Annotated in this window: 24 protein-coding genes and 1 riboswitch; of the genes, 4 read left to right on the top strand and 20 right to left on the bottom strand. The window is 40.3% G+C overall.

Features of this window, described 5'->3' with window-relative positions:
* Positions 1–5 precede the first annotated feature (5 nt).
* The 11 genes from SP4011_RS08120 to SP4011_RS08170 all read right to left on the bottom strand — a co-directional run bounded on the left by SP4011_RS08120 (position 6) and on the right by SP4011_RS08170 (position 8,556).
* Positions 6–662 carry a CBS domain-containing protein gene (locus SP4011_RS08120; RefSeq protein ID WP_338618713.1) on the bottom strand — a complete coding sequence of 219 codons (657 nt, stop codon included), beginning with the start codon at positions 660–662 and terminating at the stop codon, positions 6–8.
* A 359-nt stretch (positions 663–1,021) separates the two neighbouring features.
* On the bottom strand, positions 1,022–1,732 hold the full coding sequence (locus tag SP4011_RS08125; RefSeq protein WP_000062219.1) for an ABC transporter ATP-binding protein: 711 nt from the start codon (positions 1,730–1,732) through the stop codon (positions 1,022–1,024).
* Positions 1,732–2,496 carry an ABC transporter ATP-binding protein gene (locus SP4011_RS08130; protein ID WP_050242381.1) on the bottom strand — a complete coding sequence of 255 codons (765 nt, stop codon included), beginning with the start codon at positions 2,494–2,496 and terminating at the stop codon, positions 1,732–1,734. The genes SP4011_RS08125 and SP4011_RS08130 overlap by 1 nt, the downstream gene beginning before the upstream one ends.
* Entirely contained in the window at positions 2,496–3,452 is a 957-nt protein-coding gene (locus SP4011_RS08135; RefSeq protein ID WP_050276357.1) for a branched-chain amino acid ABC transporter permease, read from the bottom strand. Before SP4011_RS08135 ends, SP4011_RS08130 begins: the two co-directional genes overlap by 1 nt.
* Positions 3,453–3,455: 3 nt before the next feature.
* Complete coding sequence (locus SP4011_RS08140) at positions 3,456–4,325, bottom strand: branched-chain amino acid ABC transporter permease (RefSeq protein ID WP_050266011.1); 870 nt, start codon at positions 4,323–4,325, stop codon at positions 3,456–3,458.
* A 116-nt stretch (positions 4,326–4,441) separates the two neighbouring features.
* Positions 4,442–5,602, bottom strand: coding sequence for an ABC transporter substrate-binding protein (locus SP4011_RS08145; protein WP_338618722.1), 1,161 nt, complete (start codon positions 5,600–5,602; stop codon positions 4,442–4,444).
* An 83-nt stretch (positions 5,603–5,685) separates the two neighbouring features.
* Entirely contained in the window at positions 5,686–5,952 is a 267-nt protein-coding gene (locus SP4011_RS08150) for a YlbG family protein (protein WP_050223575.1), read from the bottom strand.
* Between the two features lie 78 nt (positions 5,953–6,030).
* Positions 6,031–6,621 (bottom strand): ATP-dependent Clp protease proteolytic subunit ClpP, encoded by a 591-nt coding sequence (gene clpP, locus SP4011_RS08155; protein WP_050242379.1) that lies wholly within the window; start codon positions 6,619–6,621, stop codon positions 6,031–6,033.
* Between the two features lie 173 nt (positions 6,622–6,794).
* Positions 6,795–7,424, bottom strand: coding sequence for a uracil phosphoribosyltransferase (upp, locus tag SP4011_RS08160; RefSeq protein ID WP_000515975.1), 630 nt, complete (start codon positions 7,422–7,424; stop codon positions 6,795–6,797).
* 88 nt (positions 7,425–7,512) lie between these two features.
* Entirely contained in the window at positions 7,513–7,980 is a 468-nt protein-coding gene (locus SP4011_RS08165; RefSeq protein WP_000136973.1) for a deoxycytidylate deaminase, read from the bottom strand.
* 18 nt (positions 7,981–7,998) lie between these two features.
* Entirely contained in the window at positions 7,999–8,556 is a 558-nt protein-coding gene (locus SP4011_RS08170) for a TetR/AcrR family transcriptional regulator (RefSeq protein ID WP_173213760.1), read from the bottom strand.
* 124 nt (positions 8,557–8,680) lie between these two features.
* Between SP4011_RS08170 and SP4011_RS08175 the strand changes: the two genes are divergently transcribed.
* The 3 genes from SP4011_RS08175 to SP4011_RS08185 are packed head-to-tail and all read left to right on the top strand — an operon-like array spanning position 8,681 to position 11,326.
* The gene (locus SP4011_RS08175) at positions 8,681–9,526 is read left to right on the top strand and encodes a DegV family protein (protein WP_338618726.1); all 846 of its coding nucleotides are present in this window, start codon (positions 8,681–8,683) and stop codon (positions 9,524–9,526) included.
* Positions 9,527–9,583: 57 nt separating this feature from the next.
* Positions 9,584–10,756, top strand: coding sequence for an NAD(P)/FAD-dependent oxidoreductase (locus tag SP4011_RS08180; protein ID WP_338618728.1), 1,173 nt, complete (start codon positions 9,584–9,586; stop codon positions 10,754–10,756).
* Between the two features lie 48 nt (positions 10,757–10,804).
* Positions 10,805–11,326, top strand: a complete 522-nt coding sequence (locus tag SP4011_RS08185) for a DUF1697 domain-containing protein (RefSeq protein ID WP_338618730.1) — start codon at positions 10,805–10,807, stop codon at positions 11,324–11,326.
* 41 nt (positions 11,327–11,367) lie between these two features.
* Here the strand turns inward: SP4011_RS08185 and SP4011_RS08190 are convergent, their stop codons facing one another.
* A complete protein-coding gene (locus tag SP4011_RS08190) occupies positions 11,368–12,108 on the bottom strand; it encodes a TipAS antibiotic-recognition domain-containing protein (protein ID WP_049511389.1) in 741 nt (246 codons plus the stop codon).
* 349 nt (positions 12,109–12,457) lie between these two features.
* Here SP4011_RS08190 and SP4011_RS08195 point away from each other — a divergent pair, with 349 nt between their 5' ends.
* Positions 12,458–13,798: a sodium-dependent transporter gene (locus tag SP4011_RS08195; RefSeq protein WP_338618733.1), complete on the top strand. Its 1,341-nt coding sequence runs from the start codon at positions 12,458–12,460 to the stop codon at positions 13,796–13,798.
* Positions 13,799–13,837: 39 nt separating this feature from the next.
* Here SP4011_RS08195 and manA read toward each other — a convergent pair whose 3' ends face one another.
* From manA to SP4011_RS08235, 8 genes are all read right to left on the bottom strand, one after another.
* Positions 13,838–14,782 carry a mannose-6-phosphate isomerase, class I gene (gene manA, locus SP4011_RS08200; RefSeq protein ID WP_050242371.1) on the bottom strand — a complete coding sequence of 315 codons (945 nt, stop codon included), beginning with the start codon at positions 14,780–14,782 and terminating at the stop codon, positions 13,838–13,840.
* A 258-nt stretch (positions 14,783–15,040) separates the two neighbouring features.
* Entirely contained in the window at positions 15,041–15,301 is a 261-nt protein-coding gene (locus SP4011_RS08205) for a SemiSWEET family transporter (RefSeq protein ID WP_004261618.1), read from the bottom strand.
* A gap of 178 nt (positions 15,302–15,479) precedes the next feature.
* Positions 15,480–15,635: a hypothetical protein gene (locus SP4011_RS08210; protein ID WP_193218265.1), complete on the bottom strand. Its 156-nt coding sequence runs from the start codon at positions 15,633–15,635 to the stop codon at positions 15,480–15,482.
* 262 nt (positions 15,636–15,897) lie between these two features.
* Positions 15,898–16,245, bottom strand: a complete 348-nt coding sequence (locus tag SP4011_RS08215) for a VOC family protein (RefSeq protein WP_338618735.1) — start codon at positions 16,243–16,245, stop codon at positions 15,898–15,900.
* Positions 16,246–16,355: 110 nt separating this feature from the next.
* Positions 16,356–18,131 carry a pyruvate oxidase gene (spxB, locus tag SP4011_RS08220; RefSeq protein WP_338618736.1) on the bottom strand — a complete coding sequence of 592 codons (1,776 nt, stop codon included), beginning with the start codon at positions 18,129–18,131 and terminating at the stop codon, positions 16,356–16,358.
* Positions 18,132–18,337: 206 nt separating this feature from the next.
* Positions 18,338–20,581 carry a heavy metal translocating P-type ATPase gene (locus tag SP4011_RS08225; protein ID WP_338618737.1) on the bottom strand — a complete coding sequence of 748 codons (2,244 nt, stop codon included), beginning with the start codon at positions 20,579–20,581 and terminating at the stop codon, positions 18,338–18,340.
* 9 nt (positions 20,582–20,590) lie between these two features.
* On the bottom strand, positions 20,591–20,962 hold the full coding sequence (locus tag SP4011_RS08230; RefSeq protein ID WP_000935061.1) for a cupredoxin domain-containing protein: 372 nt from the start codon (positions 20,960–20,962) through the stop codon (positions 20,591–20,593).
* 10 nt (positions 20,963–20,972) lie between these two features.
* The gene (locus SP4011_RS08235) at positions 20,973–21,368 is read right to left on the bottom strand and encodes a CopY/TcrY family copper transport repressor (protein WP_338620413.1); all 396 of its coding nucleotides are present in this window, start codon (positions 21,366–21,368) and stop codon (positions 20,973–20,975) included.
* Positions 21,369–21,551: 183 nt separating this feature from the next.
* Positions 21,552–21,649: riboswitch (TPP riboswitch) on the top strand.
* Positions 21,650–21,670: the final 21 nt, after the last annotated feature.

Genomic DNA, 21,670 nt, shown 5'->3' on the forward strand with positions numbered 1-21,670 from the left:
CCTTCTTACAAGACTTTTGCTGAAGTGCGAGTGATTTCTTCCACTTGAATACCATTTGCTTCAAATTTTTCTTTCAAAGCTGGTAAATCAATTGATCCATCGATTTGCACTTCGATAATGACCTTACCATCCTTACGCGGAATATTGACTGTATGGGAGATATTCAAATTTTCTTCAACGATTAGAGAAACAATCTTACCAAGAACGCCAACTTCATCTTCTGTAACAAAGCGCACACGAATTCCTTCCTCACCATAACCAGCAATTTCGAGAAAGGCTTGGAAAACGTCACGATCCGTAATAACACCATAGACTTGATGATTATCTACTACAGGAAGAATACCAATCTTGTTTTTCAACATCAGATAAGTTGCATCTTCTAAACTAGCATAGCCTGAGACAGTGACAACATCGCGAATCATGACATCTTTTACTTTTGTCTTATTCAGAAGATAATTCATCTCATAGATAGAAAGACTTGTTGCTTTCGATGGACTTGCTTGTGCAATGGTTCCCTCAGTCACCAAACCAACTAATTGATCATTTTCGATAACAGGCAAGCGATGCAACCCTTGCTCTCTCATCAAATCTGCTGCATAAGATACTGTTGTATCTGGACTAATATAAACTACCTTGCGGGTCATAAAATCTTTAACTGCCATGAGACTTCTCCTTTTCTATTCTTATCCCTATTATACAATCTTTTTGCAAATCTATCAAACGCTTACATTTCTTTTTCAAAATTCAGAAAAGTATGAATAAGCTAGCAAAAAGAGCTCTGAAATCGAGCTCTGTGAATGAAGGTAAGATACGTTTCATTCGATTTTATTTCAATTATTAGAAATTCATCTTTCAGTGTAGATCTAGATTTGTTTGCAATCTAAATATGCCAACTAAAATAATCCACTGGATAAGATAATTGCTTCGCAATCTTTATCTACAACCTAAACTAGTCTCCCAGACTATGCTATGATTGCTTCGCAATCTCTATCCACCGATTAAAAAGGTCCCCCGGACCTTTTTAACCACCCAGATATGCTTTTCTGACTTCTTCTGATGAGGCGAGTTCTTTTCCTGTTCCGGATAGGACGATTTTCCCTGTTTCCAATACATATCCTCGGTCAGAGATTGCGAGTGCTTTATTGGCATTTTGTTCAATCAAGAGGACAGTTGTCCCTTGCTTCTGAATATCTTGAATGATATCAAAAATCTCTTGGATAAAGATTGGGGCAAGTCCCATTGATGGTTCATCTAAAAGAAGAAGTTTTGGTGTTGACATAAGAGCGCGTCCCATGGCAAGCATTTGTTGCTCACCACCTGAAAGAGTGGCTGCGTCTTGGTTCTTCCGTTCTTCAAGACGAGGAAAACGTGAGAAAACTTTTTTCAAGTTAGCTTGATTTTCTTCACGATTTTTCTTTAAGAAAGCTCCCATCTCAAGATTTTCCATAACAGTCAAACCAGGGAAAACATGGCGTCCTTCTGGTACTTGTGAAAGACCACCTGCCACGATTTTCTGAGCTGGCATTTTTTGGATTTCTTGACCTAAAAATTCAATCTTTCCTGAACTTGGTCTAACCAAACCAGACAAGGTACGGAGAATAGTTGTCTTACCTGCACCATTGGCACCGATAAGGGAAACAACTTCTCCTTCATTCACTTCAAAGCTTACATCACGGACTGCTTGGATCATACCGTAATGTACAGAAAGATTTTCAACTTTTAACATAGACATTAGGATTCACCTCCTAGATAAGCTTCGATAACACGTTTATTGGTCTTAATTTCGTCTGGAGTTCCTTGAGCAATCAAACGACCATATTCAAGTACGTAGATACGTTCTGTTACTTCCATGACCAGATTCATATCGTGTTCAATCAGCATGATCGTAATCTTAAATTCATCTTTGATACGACGAATTAACTCAGTCAATTCGGCTGTTTCCTGCGGGTTCATACCTGCTGCTGGTTCATCTAAAAAGAGAATTTTAGGTTCCGTAGCGAGGGCACGAACAATTTCCAAACGACGTTGTTGGCCGTAGGCAAGATTTTTAGCAAGAGTTTCTGCATCACCATCTAAATCAAAGATTTTCAACAATTCCAAAGCCTTAGCTTTTAATTCTTTTTCACTCTTGTAAAAAGCTGGTAAGCGTAAGAAACTAGCAAAAACATGTTGTTTGTGATGGTTACCAAAAGCAATCAAAACATTGTCCAAAACTGTTAAATCTTTAAAGAGACGGATATTTTGGAAAGTACGTCCAAGTCCTAAAGAAGCAATCTTATAAGGTGACTTCCCATTCAAAAGGTGACCATCTAAGGTTACTGTGCCCTCACTTGGTTCATAAACACCTGTCAAAAGGTTGAAAAGGGTGGTTTTCCCAGCTCCATTTGGACCGATTAGTCCAACCAATTCCCCTTCGTTCAATTCAAGAGTCACATCTCCAACAGCTGTTAGACCGCCAAAATGTTTGGTTAACTGTTTTACTTCAAGTAATGCCATTAGTTTTGTTCCTCCTTCTTAGATTTTTTAAAGAAACGTGATAGGCTCAATTCCCATGTTCCAAGAAGTCCACCTGGTCTGAAAATCATTACCAAGACCAAGGCCAAAGCGTAAATAATCATACGCACGCTGGCAACATCTTGGAGAAGCATATTCAAAATTCCAAGAACAATAGCTGAAACAATGGCACCTGTAATGGAACCAAGTCCACCAAATACAACAATGATCAAAACGTTGATTGAGTTGATAAAAGTGTAATCTTTCGGTACAACTGAACCGATAAATCCTGCCTGAAGTGACCCTGCAATACTTGCAGTAATGGCACCAAAGACAAAAGCGATGATTTTAATTTTAGTTGTATTAACACCAACTGACTCTGCAGCGATTTCATCCTCACGAACGGAGAGGGTTGAACGTCCAATTGGACTACGCAAGAAGTTCAATGTTGCAATGGTTGTGATCACGACAAAGAAGTAAACCATTTGCCAAGTTGTAAAGTTAGGAATTCCCAAGATACCTGCCGCACCATTTGTAAGGCTTCCGCCATTGATGATAAAGATACGGATAATTTCAGAAACACCAAGAGTCGCTACCGCAAGATAGTCCCCCTTCAAGCGCAAGGTTGGAATTCCGACAAGTAAGGCAACTACTCCTGAAAGCAAAGCCCCTATCAGCATAGCTCCAAAGAAGGCACCGTAGGTCGGTGATTTAGAACCAATAATAGCTGCTGCATAGGCACCAATCGCCATGAAACCAGCATGACCAAGTGAAAATTGTCCTGAAAAACCAACGATTAAGTTGAGACCAACAGCCAGAATAATATTGATTCCAATTTGTTGTAAAATCTGTACATAGAATAGATTGAGTACTCCAACTGAAACCAATACACTAATCAAGCCATAGCCAGCTAGCAAAAGGAGTAACCATAGAATATTAACTTTTAAATTTTCTTTCATCGTTTACACCTTCTCTTTCACATTTTTACCAAGGATACCAGCTGGGCGGACAATCAAGATCAACAACAAGATCCCATAAACAATGGCATCACGGAAGTCTGACATCCCAAAGGCTGTCGCAAAGGTTTCCAATAGACCAATCACAAAACCACCAAGAGCCGCACCAGGAATAATTCCGATACCACCAAGTACTGCGGCAACGAAAGATTTAAGACCTGGAGTAACCCCCATCAAAGGCTCAAAAGAGTTATAATAAAGGGCAATCAGAACACCAGCCGCACCCGCAAGAGCTGAACCCAAAGCAAAGGTAAAGCTGATCGTACGGTTTACATTGATCCCCATCAATTGCGCTGCATCACTATCTACGGATACTGCACGCATGGCTTTCCCCATCTTGGTCTTTTGGACAATGACTTGTAACAAAATCATCAAAATCAAGGAAATGGCCAAGATCATTAACTGCACGTTTGTTAGGCTAACTGGTCCCAAATCATAGCGAACTGTTTGAATCGCTTGAGGGAAGGCACGGGTATTGGCACCAACCAGATAGACCATGCCATACTCCAATAGGAAAGAAACCCCAATAGCTGTAATCAAAACAGCAATACGAGTAGAGTGACGCAAAGGTCGGTAAGCAAGGAACTCAATCACGACACCAAGAATAGCTGTCGCTAGCATAGCTACAATAAGAGCTACAAAGAAATTCATTTGGAAAGAATTGATCAAGAAATAACCGATAAAGGCTCCCATCATATAAATATCACCGTGGGCGAAGTTGATGAGCTTGATAATTCCGTAAACCATGGTATATCCTAGGGCTAACAGCGCGTATACACTACCTAGAATCAAACCATTTACTAGTTGTTGGAGCATAAGATTCACTCTTTCTATTTATAATTCCGAGGGTTTTCCCTCACTTTTTGATAGGTTCTTAAACATCGAAACAGGGAGTGAGTCCAAGGCTCATTCCCTATTTCAACATTTTTCTATTATGGTTTTACAACTTCTGCTGCTTCAACCTTACCATTGTTCATGGTCATCATGTAAGCAGTTTTGACTGTGTTGTGGTCTGCATCGAAGCTTGTTTGACCAGTTACACCCTCAAAATCTTTTGTTTTAGCAAGGTTATCCTTGATTTCACCTGAGTTTTTAGCACCTTTTGCTGCATTTGCTACAAGATGAACTGAGTCATAAGCCAAGGCTGCAAATGTTGAAGGCTCTTCATTGTACTTAGCACGGTATGCATCAAGAAAGGCTTTTGCCTTAGCTGAAACTTCTACAGTAGTTGAGAAGCCTGAGATAAAGTAGATGTTTGATGCTTTTTCAGGAGTTGCTTGTTGTACAAACTCTTCACCGTTGAATCCATCACCACCAACGATTGGCTTGTCAATTCCCATACCACGCGCTTGGTTTACAATTTTACCAGCTTCAGTGTAGTAACCAGGAACAATGATAGCATCAAAGTCTTTCCCTTTCATTTTTGTAAGGGCTGCTTGGAAGTCTGTGTCACCTGCTACAAAAGTTTCATCTGCAACGATTTCACCCTTGTAAGCTTCACGGAAAGCTTTAGCAATCCCTTTAGCATAGTCGCTGGCATTGTCAGTGTAAAGAACGACTTTCTTAGCTTGCAATTTATCAGTAACATAGTTTGCAATAATTTTTCCTTGGAAGCTATCTTGGAATGTTCCGATAAAGAGGTAATCTTGACCTTTAGTCAGTCCATCTTGAGTCGCACTTGGTGAGATCAATGGAACACCTGCTTTTGTAGCGTTCGCTACCGCAGCTGCAGTTGCACCAGATGTCGCAGGTCCTACGATTGCTGATACTTTAGATTGGGTTACAAGGTTAGTTGTTACTGAAGCCGCTTCAGCTGTTTCAGACTTGTTATCTTTATCGACTACTTCGATTTGTTTTCCGTCGACACCACCTGCTGCATTGATTTCATCAACAGCCAATTGGGCACCTTTTTGTTCAGATGTTCCGTAGGCAGCTACGGCACCAGTTTCTTCGAAGTTAAATCCGATTTTAATTGTCTTTTCCTCTACTGAGTTACCAGCAGTGTTGACTGCTCCAGACTTCACTTCTCCACAGGCTGCAAGAAGTGCTACACTTGCAAGCGCCACAAACGATAGGGCAAATTTTTTCTTCATCTTTTTTGTCTCCTTATTTCTTAAATAGTCTGTTAAGAATATACCGAATTATCAGAAAATTGTCAACACTTTTCTTTAAATTTTTATCTGATAACGTTTTCTTCTCGGTAAAGGTTGCCCACAAAGGGTGTTTCCAGTTCTTGGATATGACAAACTCTGACTTTTTTGATAAACTTTTCCTTGCTCAAGCGCCCGACCAATTGCTCCACTTCTTGAGTTGGAACATAAAGTTGTAAGTAACGATGTTTCTTGGAATGATAGGTAATATCTCCATAATCCTGCAGTTTTTTGGCATCACGATTATAGTAAAGATAGATAATCAAGCCAGATCGATTGACTTTTTCAAACATGATAAATCCTCTTTCTAAGAAATCTCTCCCTATTATACCAAAAAAAGCAAACCCAGTCGAGTTTGCCTTCTATCATCATTAGTTCAATGAATTGTTGGCCATGATTTCATCAATAAAGCCATATTCGAGTGTTTCTTGGGCACTCATCCAGTTATCGCGTTCTGCATCTGCATGGACTTTTTCGATTGACTGACCTGAATTTTCAGCCAAGATTTTTTCCAAGGTATGACGAGTTTTAAGCAAGTGTTCTGCAGCGATCGCCATATCAGTTTGTTGAGTACCTCCACCTGTACCGCCCATTGGTTGGTGAATCATATACTCTGCATTTGGAAGCATGAAACGTTTGCCTTTTGCTCCACTTGATGCAATGACCGTCCCCATAGATGCAGCCATTCCCATAACGATGGTTTGGACATCTGCCTTGATAAAGTTCATAGTATCAACGATTGCCAAACCAGCTGAAACAGAACCACCAGGTGTATTGACATAAAGGTAAATATCTTTTGTACTATCTTGGGCATCCAAGAAAAGCAATTGGGCAATAACAGAGTTGGCCATATTGTCTTCAACGGGACCTGTCAGCATAATGATGCGGTCTTTAAGAAGACGTGAGTAAATATCGTAAGAACGTTCTCCACGGCTTGTTTGTTCAATAACTACAGGAATCATTCATTTCTCCTTTTGAGTTTTATTTTTGTTGGTCAAATGACAGAAGATAAGACTATTATAATATCTTGGTCAAAAAAGGTCAAATTTTTGCTCTGTTTTCATTAGACAGAAACAAAAACTCAACCTCCTTTCGTGACTGGAACTTCTTTTCCAAGTCATTCTTCTTTTCGATCTTATTTCGTACCGAACAAGCGGTCCCCAGCATCTCCAAGACCTGGAACGATGTAACCGTGTTCGTTCAAGCGTTCATCCAAGGCTGCTGTAAAGATTTCTACATCCGGATGAGCTTCTTGAAGGGCTTTTACACCTTCTGGAGCAGATACAAGGCAGACAAATTTAATATTTGATGCACCACGTTTTTTAAGTGAGTCAACGGCCAAGATTGCTGATCCACCTGTTGCCAACATTGGGTCTACTACAAAAATTTGACGTTGGTTAATGTCCTCAGGCAATTTCACCAAGTATTCAACTGGTTGAAGCGTTTCTTCATCACGGTACATACCAATGTGACCAACTTTAGCAGCTGGAACCAAGCTCAAGAGACCATCAACCATCCCGATACCTGCACGCAAGATTGGAACGATGGCCAATTTCTTACCTGCCAATTGTTTTTGAACTGTTTTTGTGATTGGTGTTTCGATCTCCACATCTTCTAGTGGAAGATCACGAAGTACTTCATACCCCATCAACATTGCAATCTCATCTACTAGCTCACGAAAAGCTTTTGTAGAAGTATCTGTACGACGCAAGATTGACAATTTGTGTTGAATCAGCGGGTGATTAATAACTTCAATTTTTCCCATTTTTGGAATTCCTTCTTTCAATTTATTCTTCTTATTATACCAAAAAACGGTTTAAAAATCTTTCTAAACCATTTATTTTTGATAATTTTTACATTAGATCTGCCTCTTTAAGAGCTGCCTGTACTGTCTCAAGTGGTAAATGGGTTAATTCTGTTCCCTTTTCTTGATAAAGGTATTGGGCATAGTCGTCCATTCGATACTGGTTAATATAAACCACGCGCTTGCAACCAACCTGCAGCAATTGTTTTGTACAGTTCAGACAAGGAAAATGGGTTACATAGGCTGTAAAGCCTTTAGGAACACCACGTTCTGCACCTTGAAGGATAGCATTGACCTCAGCATGAAGGGTGCGAACACAGTGTCCTTCAATGACTAGACATTCGTGGTCAATACAATGCTCGGTTCCTGATACCGAACCATTGTAACCAGTGGAAATAACCTTATTATCTTTTACCAGAATCGCACCCACTTTGGCACGTTTACAAGTGGATCGATTGGCAATTAGTAGGGCTTGGGCTGCAAAATACTCATCCCATGCTAGTCTTTTTTCAGTCATATCTCTTCTCCTTTTTCTCTATTTTTTAAAAAATGGTAACCGTAAATCCGCTATCTTTTCAGCAGGTACCTTCATGCCATCCTTGATCCATTTTAAAAGAACAGAGACGATGGCCGAGCTCCAAAAGGAATGAAGATAAGAGCTGACACCTTTTGATTTTCCATGGTATTTTTCTAAAAATTCCTGCATGGCTTGGACAAAGATTTTTTCTAAATGGTAATCCAAGGCCAGTTGAATCACTCTGGCTTCCTTTCTTGCTTCTCGGAAAAGGTGAACCCAGACCAGATAAAGGTCTGTCTTTAAATCGTAATGATGCAGCTGTTTCATAATATTGTGGACAGTTCGTTTAAAGACGCTTTCTAAAATCTCCTCTTTGGAATCATAATTGCGATAAAAGGCTGCACGCGAAACGCCTGCACGTTTGACCAATTCAGAAATACTAATCTTGGTCAAGTCCTTTTTTTCCAAGAGTTGTAAGAGGGCTGTTTCAATGGCTTCTCTGGTTAATAAATTGGATTCTTGGTTTGATTTTCTGAGATTTTCAAGAGACTTTTCAGAGATTCTACGTTCAGACATAACATTTTCTTTCTACTTGTCACAACAGACGGATGAGGCTTTTGTTTCAAGGGTTTTCATGATATAATTGTAAAAAAAGACAGAACCTTTGTCAATGTATAACTGACAAAGATGGAGAATTTCTATGACTTGGAAGATTATTGCTGACTCTGGTTGTGATTATCGTCAGCTGGCAACACCAGCTATTGACACAACCTTTGTAAGCGTCCCCTTAACCATTCAAGTAGCTGATCAGGTCTTTGTTGATGATGCCTGTCTTGATATTGACCAAATGATGGAAACCATGTATGCAACCGCAGAAGCTTCAAAATCAGCTTGTCCAAGCCCAGATGATTATTTGCGAGCATTTGAAGGTGCCAAAAATATTTTCCTAGTAACCATCACTGGTACTCTCTCTGGCAGCCACAATAGTGCTCAACTAGCAAAAAATATTTATCTGGAAGAACATCCTGATACTAAAATTCATGTAATTGATAGTTTGTCTGCTGGTGGGGAAGTTGACTTGCTCGTAGAAAAATTGAATGACTTGATCGACCAGGGCTTATCTTTTGAAGAAGTGGTTGAAGCTATCACTGCCTATCAAGAAAAAACCAAGTTACTTTTTGTCCTAGCCAAAGTCGATAACTTGGTGAAGAACGGCCGTTTGAGCAAGCTTATCGGTACGGTCGTTGGCCTTCTAAATATCCGTATGGTCGGAGAAGCTAGTGAAACTGGAACCCTTGAATTGCTACAAAAAGCAAGAGGACCAAAGAAATCAGTTCAAGCAGCCTATGAAGAGCTAGTGAAAGCAGGATATACTGGTGGCCGTATCGTCATGGCCCAACGTAATAACGAGAAATGTTGTCAACAGCTCTCAGAGCGAATTCGCGAAACCTTCCCACAGGCGGATATTAAAATTCTCCCGACATCTGGTCTCTGCAGTTTCTATGCAGAAGATGGCGGTTTGTTGATGGGATATGAAATCAACTAAGATCATTAGCAACAAGAGATGTCGAGCATCTCTTGTTTTTTGTGGTACAATAGATCTATGAAACATTTTGATACTATTGTCATCGGTGGAGGGCCTGCGGGCATGATGGCTACCATTTCCAGTAGCTTTTATGGTCAGAAAACTCTTCTCATCGAAAAAAATCGGAAACTCGGAAAAAAATTAGCTGGTACTGGTGGTGGTCGTTGCAATGTAACCAACAATGGTAGTTTGGATGACCTGCTAGCTGGAATTCCTGGAAATGGACGCTTTTTATACAGTGTCTTCTCCCAGTTTGATAACCATGATATCATTAACTTTTTTACGGAAAATGGGGTTAAACTTAAAGTCGAGGACCACGGACGCGTCTTTCCTGCTAGTGACAAATCTCGAACCATTATCGAGGCCTTAGAAAAGAAAATCACTGAGCTAGGCGGCCAAGTTGCTACTCAAATAGAAATCGTTTCTGTTAAAAAAGTAGATGATCAGTTTATCCTTAAGTCCGCAGACCAAAGCTTCACTTGTAATAAACTCATTGTCACAACTGGTGGGAAATCCTATCCTTCTACTGGTTCGACTGGTTTTGGTCACGAGATTGCCCGCCATTTCAAACATACCATCACCGAGCTTGAAGCTGCTGAAAGTCCTTTGTTGACAGATTTTCCACACAAGGCCTTGCAAGGAATTTCATTGGACGATGTGACCTTAAGTTATGGCAAGCATGTCATCACTCACGATCTGCTCTTTACCCACTTTGGTTTGTCTGGCCCTGCTGCCCTGCGTATGTCTAGTTTTGTCAAGGGTGGGGAAATTCTCTCACTGGATGTTTTGCCTCAACTTTCTGAAAATGACTTGGTTGCATTTCTAGAAGAAAATAGGGAAAAATCTCTAAAAAATGCCTTAAAAACTTTGCTTCCAGAACGCTTGGCAGAATTTTTTGTGCAGGACTATCCTGACAAAGTCAAACAATTGACTGAAAAGGAACGAGAACAACTTGTCCAGTCCATTAAAGGACTTAAAATTCCTGTAACTGGTAAAATGTCCCTCGCCAAGTCATTTGTTACCAAGGGGGGTGTCAGTCTCAAGGAAATCAACCCTAAAACCCTTGAAAGTAAGCTGGTACCTGGACTCCACTTTGCTGGCGAGGTACTGGATATCAACGCCCACACAGGTGGCTTTAACATCACTTCTGCCCTCTGCACTGGCTGGGTGGCGGGATCAAATTCATTCTAAATCTAAATTATTCAATGGCTAAATCAGCCCCAAAAGAAAGGAAGTCCTTTGGAACATATTATCTTGTTAAGGGGAGTGACTCCTAATGGAAAAAATGCTATCCCTAAAATGTCTTATCTAGTAGATATCTTGACAGAAGCTGGTTTTCAACAAGTTCGAACCTATATTCAAAGTGGGAATATCATTCTTGAAAGTGACTTAGATTTAGAAAAAATACGAGAACGTGTTCATACTCTGATAAAGGAAAATATTGGGGCCGACTTAAAAATGGTAATCAAGAACAAAAGTGAGTTTACAAAAATTGTCCAAGAAAATCCGTTTGGAGAACACTATCTTTATGACCGTATACACGTGATTTTTTATCAAGAAGCTATTCAAAGTCTCCCTTTAGAAAAATTGAAAATTGATTACGGCGAAGAAGAAATTTATGTCGGTAACCATTGTCTTTACCTCTATCTCCCTAGAACTGCAAAACAAAAAAAGCTCAATACCAACTATCTTGAAAAGCTTTTCAATGTAGATTTGACCATGAGAAAACTAAATGTAGTAGAAAAATTATTAAGCAAGTAGTGCTTGAATTTAGTAAAAATCGGAAGATCACTCCTCCGATTTTATTTTGTCTGAGTTTGGACATAGTGGGCAATCACATCTGATGTGTACTGGGCAGTGCCAGGTCCAAATTTGTCAATGTTTTCCTTAAATTCTGGGTTATAGACGTAGCCTTTACCGATATGACCGAATACTTCAATAGTACAATCAAATCCATAAGTCCGGATGGCTTGCAAGAGTTTAGCGGTTTCTTCTTGATTTTCGGTTGCTGTTACAGGCAGTCCAGCTTGAAGATTTTGTGCCAAGGTTTGAAAAACTTGGTTGAAGGCAGCCGTAGCTTCGTCTTCGTGACCTTTTTGGCGCTCGAGCGCTTGATCCATCACTTCTTGTCCATATTTCTCTACCGCCTCTTGGTGGTATTTTTGATGGTCTTGGTAGTTAAATCCAGCAAATTTCTCTTGAATGCTCATTTCTCTTTCTCCTTTTTGTTCTTGAATGGTTTTTTGCAAGGTTGAAATCAAAGTATCCAGATGTTGCCTTTCTCGAGTTAGATAGTCCAACTGCCTGGTCAAATGAGGCAATAAATCTGTCCTTTCTTCCTTTAATAGCTCTGCTATTTTTTCTAAAGAAAAACCTAGATATTTGTAGTAAAGAATGACCTGAAGGCATTCCAAATCCTCCTGATTATAGGTTCGATAGCCGTTTTCCGACTTTAAAGGAACCAAAAGCCCTATCTTGTCGTAGTGGTGCAGAGTCTTGACAGAGACACCCGAAAGCTGGGCAGCTTCTTTTATATGGTACATGATTTCCTCCTTATACTCAATGAAAATCAAAGAGCAAACTAGGAAGCTAGCCGCAGGTTGCTCAAAGCACAGCTTTGAGGTTGCAGATAAAGCTGACGTGGTTTGAAGAGATTTTCGAAGAGTATTACAATGATAGTATAACCCCTCCCCTTAGGTTAGAGTCAAGCGTTTTTGCGAAATTTTTTTACTTTATCATAACATGAAAATGGTTTTCTTGACAGACCTTAGAAAACATGATAGGATAGTCAAGTCTATCAATCAAAAGAAACGCTCACTTTGAGTACTGATGAGGCTATTTGTCAAGGGCAGTAGCTTTTTCTTTTGTAACACTAATTTTAGGAGTTTAACTATGTCTGAAAAATCGCAATGGGGTTCTAAACTGGGCTTTATCCTAGCATCTGCTGGTTCAGCCATCGGACTTGGAGCCGTTTGGAAATTCCCCTACATGACTGCTGCTAACGGTGGAGGAGGCTTTTTACTAGTCTTTCTCATTTCCACTATTTTAATCGGTTTCCCCCTATTGCTGGCTGAATTTGCTCTCGGCCGAAGTGCTGGTGTCTCAGCTATCAAAACCTTTGGAAAACTAGGCAAGAATAGTAAGTACAACTTTATCGGTTGGATTGGTGCCTTTGCCCTCTTTATCCTCTTATCTTTCTACAGTGTTATTGGAGGCTGGATTTTAGTCTATCTAGGCATTGAGTTTGGAAAATTGTTCCAACTTAGCGGAACTGGTGATTATGCTCAGTTATTTACTTCAATCATTTCAAATCCAGTCATTGCCCTAGGAGCTCAAGCGGCCTTTATCCTATTGAATATCTTCATTGTATCACGTGGGGTTCAAAAAGGGATTGAAAGAGCTTCGAAAGTCATGATGCCTCTGCTCTTTATCATCTTTGTCGTCATCATCGGTCGTTCTCTCAGTTTGCCAAATGCCATGGAAGGGGTTCTTTACTTCCTCAAACCAGACTTCTCTAAGCTGACAAGTGCTGGTCTCCTCTATGCTCTGGGACAATCTTTCTTTGCCCTCTCATTAGGGGTTACAGCCATGCTGACCTATGCTTCTTATTTGGATAAGAAAACCAATCTAGTCCAGTCAGGGATTTCCATTGTAGCCATGAACATCTCGGTATCCATCATGGCAGGGCTAGCTATTTTCCCAGCCATGTCAGCCTTCAATATCCAATCTGAAGGGGGACCGAGGCTGCTCTTTATCGTCTTGCCTCAACTCTTTGACAAGATGCCTTTTGGAACCATTTTCTACATCCTCTTCCTCTTGCTCTTCCTCTTTGCGACGGTCACTTCTTCCGTCGTTATGCTGGAAATCAATGTGGGCAATATCACCAACCAGGACAACAGCAAACGTGCCAAATGGAGCACCATTTTAGGAATCTTGACCTTTGTCTTTGGAATTCCTTCAGCCCTATCTTACGGTGTCATGGCGGATGTTCACATCTTTGGGAAGACCTTCTTTGACGCTATGGACTTCTTGGTTTCCAATCTCCTCATGCCATTTGGAGCTCTCTGCCTTTCACTTTTTACAGGCTATATCTTTAAAAAGGCTCTTGCAATGGAGGAACTCCATCTCGATGAAAGAGCATGGAAACAGGGACTGTTCCAAGTCTGGCTCTTCCTTCTTCGTTTCGTCATTCCAATCATCATCATCGTGGTCTTTATCGCCCAATTTATGTAATCAAAAAGGACTTGAGTATGAACTCAGGCCCTTTCTTTTTTATGGATGACTAACAATCAATTCCAAACCTTGCCCTTCCAGAGTCCAAGCTTCAACATCACTTGGTAGGATAAAGTGGCTGCCTTTTTGGATTGGATAGTTTTTTCCGTCAACAGTCAGTTGACCTTGACCAGCTAAGACACTGAATAAGCTGTAGTCAGCTGTCTTTTTGAAGTCAACTTTTCCAGTAATTTCCCACTTGTAAACTGCAAAGAAATCATTGGATACAAGGAGAGTGGAACGCAAATCATCTGCTTTAACAGTTACAGGACGGCTATTTGCAGGCTCACCAATGTTCAATACATCAATGGATTTTTCAAGGTGAAGTTCACGCAAGTTGCCCTTATCATCCTTACGGTCAAAGTCATAGACGCGATAGGTGGTGTCACTAGATTGTTGGGTTTCAAGGATCAAAATTCCTGATCCGATAGCGTGCATGGTGCCGCTTGGTACATAGAAGAAATCTCCAGCTTTAACTGGTACTTTTGTCAACAAAGCATCCCAATTCTTGTCCTTGATTTGCTGGCGGAGTTCTTCTTTTGATTTGGCATTATGCCCGTAGATAATCTCTGAACCTTCATCCGCTGCAATAATGTACCAGCACTCTGTTTTACCTAGTTCACCTTCATGTTCTAACCCATATGCATCGTCTGGATGAACTTGAACACTGAGCCAGTCGTTGGCATCGAGGATTTTGGTCAAAAGCGGAAATACAGGCTCTGGACGGTTGCCAAACAATTCGCGGTGTTCCGCATACAAACTAGCTAGATCTGTTCCCTCGTAGCGACCATTGGCAACTTTAGAGACTCCATTTGGATGGGCTGAGATGGCCCAATATTCTCCGATTTTTTCACTTGGGATGTCGTAGACAAACTCATCACGTAGCTTGGTTCCCCCCCAGATTTTTTCTTGCATAACTGATTGTAAAAATAATGGTTCTGACATCTTGATCTCCTGTCTGATTTTTCTTCCTTCATTATAGCAAAAAAAGAGTTCGAATTGAACTCTTTTTAACATCTTATAAAGTAGGGAGAATATTTTATAAAAATAGTAACGATATACTTTTTTCTTTGATAGAGACGAACATAAAAGACTCTCGTAAAGCTAGCTGTCACTGGACTTTTTCCCTCAACTCTCATTCAAAAATTACTTTAATGAAGCATCTATTTTCATAAACGAACAAAACTGAAACCAGTCTTCTTTTTAAATCAATGCCGTAATAGCTGTTACTAAACCAAAAACGATACCTGGTGCATTAGCAGCTGCAAGTGGAATATCTCTTTCCTTCTTGAAAAGACCATAGTAAACCCAGAGACTACAGTTGATAGCTGCGACTAGGGGTTGAATGAAGTTGCCTTTTTGACCGGCAAGATTATTCATGATTTGTGGGAAATATGACACATACATCATAACAGACATAAATGTCGCTGCCCAGCCCAACACTTTCATTTGTTTTTCAGACATTTTCAAAACCTCTTTTATTCTTTTATACTTTCTATTTTATAATTTAATACAAAAATAAGCAAGACTTTAAGACTTTTATTATAAAAATGTAAACTATCACAGTCTTGTAATAAGAAACAGACCGGATTGCTCCGATCTGTTTGATCCATAAAATGTAAAAATGAATAGCTCTTGTCAATCAATGGATAGATTGATTGATTATCAGCAAGCCGTGGTTAATGATGTCAGCAATATCTTCAAGACCATGCAAAATAAAACTTCCTATAATCAACCCTATAATAATTGAACAGATAATCATGGTCACACAGATTAGATAAACATCCTTTTTTTGCATCTCTTTCCTCCTAACGAATTAAGAAAATTCACTTACTACTGCTGTTTAAAAAATATTTCTCCTTTCCATATCAGTTTTATTTTCTACTGTTATATTTTTATTATAAGACTTTAAGAAAACGCTGTCAACTATTTATATGCAATTTCTTTATATATGCAATTTCTTTATATAAAAAGACCGGATTGCTCCGATCTTTCAATAGTTCCTATCCTCAATTTCTGTTTTAAGAATGGTTAAGGTTATCTTCAAATGACTAAGTATCCTATTTCATACGATAAAAATCAATCACTAGACCAGCAGGACCTTTAACTAATAAGGACTCTGTTCCCCAATCGGTTACAGCTGGACCGTTTAAAACCTGGATACCAAGCTCTTTCAACCGTTGGTAGTTCTGTTCGACATCCTCAACCTCGATATGAAGAATGATCCCTGACTGAAACTCTTCCAAAGGAATCAAATGATTTTGGGATAACATCAGACAGTGACTGCCAATCGTAAACTGAGCAAAACTGTCATCAACATAATCGGACTTTTTATCCAAAATACGCTCCAAGTCAGCACAGACTTGGGGAACATCTGCAACGATAATATCTAATTGATTTAAATTCATTTACTCTCCTCCATAAAAAGACCGGATTGCTCCGATCTTTTCAAGTTCCGCTCTAAGAAAATCAAAGAATAAAGTCTACAAGTTTCATATTTGATTTTCGACGAGAGAAATTATTTAATTGCGCGTGATTGCAATCCTTCTTCTTCCAAGAAGAGACGGAATGGTACGAGTTCTTCTGCTTCGTATTTTTCTTTGAAGGCTTTGATTGCTTCTTCTGAGTAAAGTTTTGGATCCAATTCAAGTACTTCTACTGGAAGTGGACGGTGTTGACTGATGCGAGCATCGATAACAACAGTTTTACCTTCTTTGTTCAATTTAACAGCTTCTGCAACAACTGCATCGATGTCTTCGATACGGTCAACTGTAAATCCAACAGCTCCTTGCGCTTCAGCGATTTTCGCATAGTCAGCATTAGGGAAGTCACAACCAAACAAGTGTTTGTTTGTGTCTTCGTATTTGTCCTTGATGAAGGCATATTTACCATTTGAGAAGACAACGTTGATAACTGGAAGGTCGTATTGAACGTTTGTGATAACGTCTGGGTAGCACATGTTGAATGCACCGTCACCCATGATGTTCCATACTTGGCGATCTGGATTGTCTTTCTTAGCAGCGATACCACCAGGAAGTGCAATACCCATTGTCGCAAAGAGTGGAGATGTACGCCACATGTTCTTAGGTGTCATGTGAAGGTGACGAGTAGATGTTTGAGTAGTGTCACCTACGTCGATTGAGTAGATAGCGTCTTGATCAGCATGTTTGTTGATTGCATTGTAAACTTGGTACAATTGCAATTCACCCTCAGTTTTACCTTCGAGTTTGTTCATGTAATCACGCCAGTTTTGGTTGTTCTTAACGTTTGCACGCCACCATGGAGTAGATTCAACTGGGTTCACTTTGTCAAGGATAGCTTTAGCTGCTTGACCTGCGTCACCAAGGATTGAAGCGTCAAGGGCGTGACGTTTACCAAGTTTGTAAGGGTCAATATCAACTTGGATGAATTTTTCAGTGTTCTTGAATGCTTCGTAAACTTCAGCAAATGGGAAGTTTGAACCAAGGAAAAGAACTGTGTCTGCTTCAAAGACCACTTCGTTGGCTGGTTTCCAACCAACACGGTAAGCAGAACCTGTCAAACCTTCATAGTTCCATTCGAAAGCTTCAAAGTTTTTACCAGTTGTGATGATTGGTGCTTTGATTTTACGTGACAATTCAGTAATCACTTCACCAGCTTTAACACCACCGTAACCAGCATAGATAACTGGACGTTCAGCATTGTTCAAGATTTCAACAGCTTTGTCGATTTCAACTTCGTTCAAAGCAGGAGCGATGAATGAACGTTCGTATGAACCTGAACCGTAGTATGAGTTTTCATCGATTTCTTGGAAACCGAAGTTTACTGGGATTTCAACAACAGCTGGACCTTTTTTAGAAACTGCAGCACGGCAAGCTTCGTCGATTACTTTTGGCAATTGCTCAGCGTAAGCTACACGTTTGTTGTATACAGCGATACCGTTGTACATTGGGTTTTGGTTCAATTCTTGGAAAGCATCCATGTTCAATTCGTTAACTGGACGTGATCCAAGGATCGCTAGGAATGGAGTGTTATCCATAGCTGCATCGTAAACACCGTTAATCAAGTGAGTCGCACCTGGACCACCTGAACCAACTGCAACCCCGATTGAGCCGCCGAATTTAGCTTGCATAACCGCTGCAAGAGCACCTGTTTCTTCGTGGCGAACTTGCAAGAAGCGGATATCTTTGTCTTCAGCCAAAGCGTCCATCAATGAGCTGAGTGTTCCTGATGGGATACCGTAGATTGTATCTACGCCCCATGTTTTCAATACGTTAAGCATTGCTGCAGATGCAGTAATTTTCCCTTGAGTCATAGTGATAACTCTCCTTCAATTTTTTTAGACTTGGAGAATACGATTACATAGAATTGGAAACGTTCTCCAAATTTTTACTATTCCACTGTATCATATTTATGCTGACTTTTCTAAAAATCTGCTCAAAACTCTCTATTCTCTATTCTAATACAGTTTTGAAAGTGCTGTCATTCCTGTTTTATAACAAAGAAATCTAGTCATTACTTTTAGTCTATTTTAGTAAAGTTTAAGAGAAGAGAACTGGTCAGAACAGATACAGAACTAAAGGCCATAGCTAGACCTGCTAATTCTGGATTGAGAGCCAGTCCAACACCTGAAAAGACTCCTGCTGCAATCGGAATTCCGACGACATTGTAGATAAAGGCCCAGAAAAGATTGAGCAGAATACGATGAAAAGTTTTCTTACTCATATCAAAGGCACGAACCACTCCTAAAAGATTATTGGTTGTCAACACTAAATCTGCTGACTCGATGGCAATATCTGTTCCAGCTCCCATAGCAATCCCCACATCTGCTACACTGAGAGCAGGAGCGTCATTGATACCATCCCCAACAAAGGCTACTTTTCCAGTCGCTTGTAGTTTATGGATTTCATGGGCTTTTTCTTCTGGTAAGACACCTGCAATGACCTCTTCGATTCCGATCTGATCGGCAATAGCACGCGCCACACCTGCATTGTCTCCTGTCAGCATGACTGTTTTAAGACCTCGTTTTTTCAACTGACTGATGGCAAGCTTAGCATTTTCCTTAGGGATATCTTGCAAAGCAAGCAAGCCTTTGATTTCATTGTCCACAGCCAAAAACACAACTGTCTTAGCTTCTTTTTCCAGTTCTTCTAGTTTATCTTGATAAGTGCTAGAAATATCCATGCCATCCAGCATTTTAGCATTTCCAAGTAAAACTTGTTTTCCATTGATTTTCCCTGAAACACCTTTTCCGTGCAAGGCTTGGAAATTTTCCACAGTGTGAAGCACAAGTCCAGTTTCAGTCGCTCGCTTAACAATAGCCTCAGCCAGTGGGTGTTGAGAAGCTTCTTCCAAGGAAGCTGCCAATCCAAGCACTTCTACTTCGTCGCCGATGATATCTGTGACCACAGGTTTCCCTTCTGTTAAAGTCCCTGTTTTATCAAAGACAAGAGTTTGAACTTTCTGGATTTCCTGTAGAACCATTCCATTTTTTAGGAGAACTCCCATCTTGGCACTGCGTCCTGTCCCCACCATAAGGGCTGTCGGTGTTGCAAGTCCCAATGCACAAGGACAGGCGATAATCAAAACCGCCACTCCGTAGAGAAGCGAAGACACAAAGCTCGCTCCAAGCACGACTACACTATCCCTGAGCAAGACGAACCAAATCCAAAAGGTCACAATCCCTAAAATGACAACTGCTGGGACAAAAATGCCTGAAATTTTATCCGTCAAGTCCTGAATCGGCGCACGACTGGTCTGAGCTTTCTTCACAAAATCGACAATCTGAGCCAAAACAGTCTCTGAACCAACTTTTTCTGCTCTAAAAACAAGTGTTCCACTGTTATTAATGGTTGAACCAATGACGGTATCTCCAACTGTCTTGTCCACTGGTAGGCTCTCACCTGTCACCATGGATTCATCAATACTGGACACACCTTCGACTACAACACCATCAACAGCAATCTTTTCACCGGGACGCACTCGAATCAGGTCACCTACCTTGACTTGCTCCAAAGGGACTTGAACATAGTTATCCTCACGCAAGACTTCTGCAGTTTTAGCCTGCAAGTCAAGTAATTTCTCCACAGCTTGGGAAGTATTTTTCCGCATTTTCTCCTCAAAAACGGCTCCCATAAGAACGAAGAAGAAGATAAATGCAGCACTTTCAAAGTAAACGGGGAGGCCAGCGAAGAGGGCAACTAAGCTATAGAAATAGGCCACTAGGGTTCCCAGAGCAACCAAGGTATCCATGTTGGCATTGTGCTTTTTAAAACTAGCCCAAGCACTTTGGATATAAGGACCACCTGCTACTAGCATAATCGGTGTTGTGGCTAAAAAGGTGCCCCAACGCATGACTTGGTGACTAATTCCTCCTGTCGACATCCCAATCATGAGAATCACAAGAGGCACAGTAAAGATACTAGTAATCCAAAAACGCTGTAAAAGTGATAGAGATTTTCGAGTCTTCTCAACTACGGTATAACTCCCCTTTTGCATCTTCATGCCACAAGAAAATTCATGTTGGCCTAATTCTTGAGGTGTAAAACGAATGACTTTCTCCTCATCCACGCCGATTGGTTCCAAGATGCCTTCTTCTTCAAAAAGAATTTCCTTATAACAGTTTGAAGGAGTAGCACGATGAAAGATAATCTCAGCAGGAACTCCTTTTTGCAGTTGAATGTGGGCTGGATGGTAGCCTTTGTCTGCCGTGATACGGATTTTTTGAACACCATTTTCAAGACTTGCTTTTACAATTTCAGTCATATCATTCTCCTATTCTACAATCATCTTGCCGTGCATCATATTCATGCCACAAGAGAAACCATACTCTCCAGCCTGCTCAGGCGTGATTTCCACTACATACTCTTCACCCATTGGCAGGTCCGCATGTACACCAAAATCTGGAAAAACAATTTGGTCCAGACAGGGTGAAGGATCCTTACGGTCAAAGACAATGCGGGCTGGTACTGATTTCTTGAGGATAATCAACTCAGGCGTATAGCCTCCCATGACTTCCACTCGAATCTCTTGGTAGCCGTTTTTTTGCTGGGCCTTTTGTCCAGATTTTTCAGGCTTTTTGAAAAACCAAAACAAGATAAACGCGATAAGGGCAATACAAATAATGGTTACAATACTATTTAACATGACGTCTCCTTTACATACAATTACATTTTACTTCTGTTACAGCGCTTGATTTCTTCTCAGAAATCACAGCTTCCAAGTCTTCCAAATCAGCCAGAGTAAAATCACATTCAGCAATCAAATCAGCCAACAAGTTCTTAATCCTACGGGAACAAACCTTGTCTTTAATATCTTGGACAAGTAAATCTCGACTTTGATCCAAAGTTAAAAGGGCTGAATAGACAAAGGACTTGCCTTCTTTTTTCCTTGTCAGACACTCTTTCTCAACCAAACGAGCCAAGAGAGTTTGAATGGTTGACTTGGACCAGTCGAACCGCTCCGCCAGAACCCTGATCAAATCTGAACTGGTCTGCTCCCCCTGCATCCAAATAATCTTCATGACCTGCCATTCTGCATCTGAAATCTGCATCATCACACCTCCAAAATCTACATTTGTCAATTACAGTTATTAGTATACTTCAAAAATCTACATTCGTCAATCATAAAATCAATCTTTTTGTCGAAAAATAGGATTTTAATCATTTGAAAAGCGATTTGCAGTCAAATATTACTATATAAACAATAAAAATATGCTATACTAAAGAAAAAAGAAAACAACCACTAGGGGTGCGTAAAGCTGAGATTAACGACTGTTAGACCCTTTGACTCAATCTAGGTAATGCTAGCTGATGGAAGTGGAAATGATAATGGGGACTAGCAGTCTTCTATTGC

The organism is Streptococcus parapneumoniae (assembly GCF_037076355.1).
Lineage (GTDB): Bacteria > Bacillota > Bacilli > Lactobacillales > Streptococcaceae > Streptococcus > Streptococcus parapneumoniae.